The 2,997-nt window shown below is 29.6% G+C and carries 2 protein-coding genes; both read left to right on the top strand.

Going from position 1 to position 2,997, the window contains the following annotated elements:
- The first annotated feature begins 329 nt into the window (after nt 1-329).
- Nucleotides 330-1,112 (top strand): RNA polymerase sigma factor, encoded by a 783-nt coding sequence (locus B3792_RS14070; protein ID WP_291052808.1) that lies wholly within the window; start codon nt 330-332, stop codon nt 1,110-1,112.
- A 2-nt stretch (nt 1,113-1,114) separates the two neighbouring features.
- Complete coding sequence (locus B3792_RS14065) at nt 1,115-2,212, top strand: hypothetical protein (protein WP_115002130.1); 1,098 nt, start codon at nt 1,115-1,117, stop codon at nt 2,210-2,212.
- Nucleotides 2,213-2,997: the final 785 nt, after the last annotated feature.

Below are 2,997 nucleotides of genomic sequence, written 5' to 3'. Positions count from 1 at the left end.
AATTCAACTCTAAATTATTGGAATAAAAAAGTTGAGGTGTTTGAACGAAGTGAGTTATCAACTTTATGGAAATAATTTATTTAGTTGAACCATTGAGAGACTACTGTCGGCATCTTTTTTTGTTTCGTTTTTTTGGATGCTCAAAAAAATGAAAGTAAAGAAAATATTTAAAATAAAGAAAAAACAAAAAAAACCTTTCCCCAAAAACAAAGTTGGCGCGATGTACTGGAAAAGGAGTGGCTTTTAAAACGAATGTTGAATTTAAAAACAATGTAAAAACGTAGAACGTAATACGTATCACGTAAAACATAAATAAAACCACCTTTATTATGCTAGAAAAAGAATTTGAATTATTAAAAAAAGGTAATTCTGCTGCCTTCGAACGTATTTATGTCAGGTACAATAAACGAATCTTTTGGTTTGGTAAACAAATAATTGAGGATGAGTTTGTAGTAGAATGTTTGGTACAAGATGCTTTTCTGAAATTATGGGAATATCGTGAGAAGATTGAGTCCCTTGATCATATCTTTTTCTTTTTGAGGCTTGTAATGAAGTACAGTTGCTATTTACATTATCGTAAACCGAAGAATAAGTTTTTTGCAACAGTAAACTCGCTAGAGAGTTATGAGAATTATCAAAGTTATTTGGCTGGATATGATCCCGCTGATGTAATAGAAAACCTGAATGAACAAGAAACACAACAGCACTATTTTGATGAAATTATAAAAGTATTACCTCTATTAAGTACTGAAAGAAAACATTTGATAGAACTTTGTTTAAAACATGGATTTAAATATAAAGCGATTGCTAAAGCAATGGGAAGAGGAATAACAGAAACCAGTAACGAAATTAAACATGCTATAGCGGATCTTAAGAAGATTTTAAGTCATCATGATAAGTTAATTATTAAAACCAAAACAGTCTCTACTGAAGAGAAACAAGATAAAATATCCGAAACACAATCGTTGATATTAAAACTTCGATGTAAGCATAAACAATCTTTTGCCAATATCGCTGAAGAATTAGAACTGTCTCAAAAAGAAGTACACAACGAATTTATAGTCGCCTATAAATTCACTCAACAAAACAAAGTTCAATCACTAAACTATTGATGATGGAAAAATCTACTTTAATACTCACTCGAAAAATACAATTAATTATCGATTTACCAACTCAAGAAGAACGTAAAGAAGTTTTGGATACGCTTTATAAATGGCAAAATAGATGTTTTAAAGCCGCTAATTTGATTGTTTCTCATTTGTATGTACAAGAAATGATGAAAGATTTTTTTTACCTCTCTGAAGGAGTTAAATATAAATTAATGGACGAGAAGAAAGATGCAGAGGGTATACTAGAGTGCTCTAGAATGAATACCATTTATCGTGTACTTTCAAATCGTTTTAAAGGAGAAGTTCCAATGAATATTTTATCTTGTTTGAATAATATGTTGTATCAATCTTTTAAAAAAGATTGTGTCAAATATTGGAAAGGTGAAATCTCATTAAAAAATTTTAAACGAGCTATGGCATTTCCTTTTAATAGCAGTAAAATAACTAAATTATGTTATAATGAAGAGAAGAAAAATTTTTGTTTTATCTTATTTAAAATACCATTCAAAACTTATTTAGGAAAAGATTTTACAGGTAATAAAAAACTACTGGAACAAGTGATAAGTGGAGAAATAAAACTTTGCACTTCACAAATAAAGTTAGAAAAAAGTAAAATATTTTGGTTAGTAGCCGTTGAAGTTGAAAAAGAAAACCATCAATTACAATCCGAAATTATTGCAGAAGCTTCCTTGTCGTTGGAATATCCATTGGTTGTAAAAGTAGGTAAATCTCGGCTTACTATTGGTACTAAAGAAGAGTTTCTTTACCGAAGGTTAGCGATACAAGCATCCCGTCAACGAACGCAAGCAGGAGTAGCCTATGCGAAATCGGGAAAAGGAAGAACGAGAAAACTAAAAGCCCTAGATAAAATGAGTCAAGTAGAAAAAAATTATGTGCATCATAGACTACATGTCTATAGTAAAATGTTAATTGATTTTTGTATCAAATATAAAGCAGGAACACTTATTTTATTGGATCAAGAAGAAAAAATCGAGCTAGCTAAAGAAGAAGAATTTGTACTGAGGAATTGGAGTTATTATGAACTGATGACTAAAATAAAATACAAAGCAGAGAAAGCAGGAATTGAGCTTATTATAGCATAAATTATAATTTTTGAGGGTGATTGTACACCCATAAGGTGAGGTTGATTACGAACACTCACTAAATGTAAACAACATATACTAAGAGTGTTTGAGTGTATACTTGAATAGATAAAGGCAACATAGTGGCAGTAGAATGTATATAAAAGATTTTTGTAGTTCAGGTGTTGTGATGCTAGTTTAGTTGTTTTTTATACAAAAAGTCATGGTTAAAATATTTTATACAAATGTTTTGATTTTTACTACAACAAATGATTAAACGGTGATGGTTTGCTGATTTAAGCAAAGCAACAGCAGATACTTTGTGGTTAAGGACTCGCGAAAATTACCGCGAAGCGGGAATCATTAATTAAAAAAACATTATAACTTATTATAGCATACATTAAAAACAAGAAACATTGATTTGATTTTTGTAGATTTGAGAAGCAAGCATCTCCTCTACTTCATTTATCAACCAAATAAATAGTACATACCATAAATATTCTGTAAAAGACTTAGCTGAGTTAGGAGGCTTTTCCTCTGTACGTCACTTTTCTGATGTTTTTTTTTCAAGTGACTTCGTTACGTCCTTATGAATATATAGAACAATTGAAATTCAATTTGAACAAAGACGATTAAAAAGAAAAGATGGAAAAATTATAATAGAAGTTTTAATAATCAAAACTCCCTTGTATAGTAAATTTAGGATTAAGATCAATTGGTGTATAACTATAACAGGATTTATTTAAAAACATGTATTGTAATCTTCCCTAAAAACCGGACGGTTTAAAAATATAGTTTATTAACTT

The sequence above is a fragment of the Empedobacter sp. UBA5924 genome (genome assembly GCF_002431085.1).
Lineage (GTDB): Bacteria > Bacteroidota > Bacteroidia > Flavobacteriales > Weeksellaceae > Empedobacter > Empedobacter falsenii_B.
This window is presented reverse-complemented; position numbering and strand designations above follow the sequence as displayed.

Bases quoted from the DNA above. Each gene is read 5' to 3' on its own strand.
- B3792_RS14065 (WP_115002130.1), top strand. From the start codon at position 1,115: ATGGAAAAATCTACTTTAATACTCACTCGAAAAATACAATTAATTATC.
- B3792_RS14070 (WP_291052808.1), top strand. From the start codon at position 330: ATGCTAGAAAAAGAATTTGAATTATTAAAAAAAGGTAATTCTGCTGCC.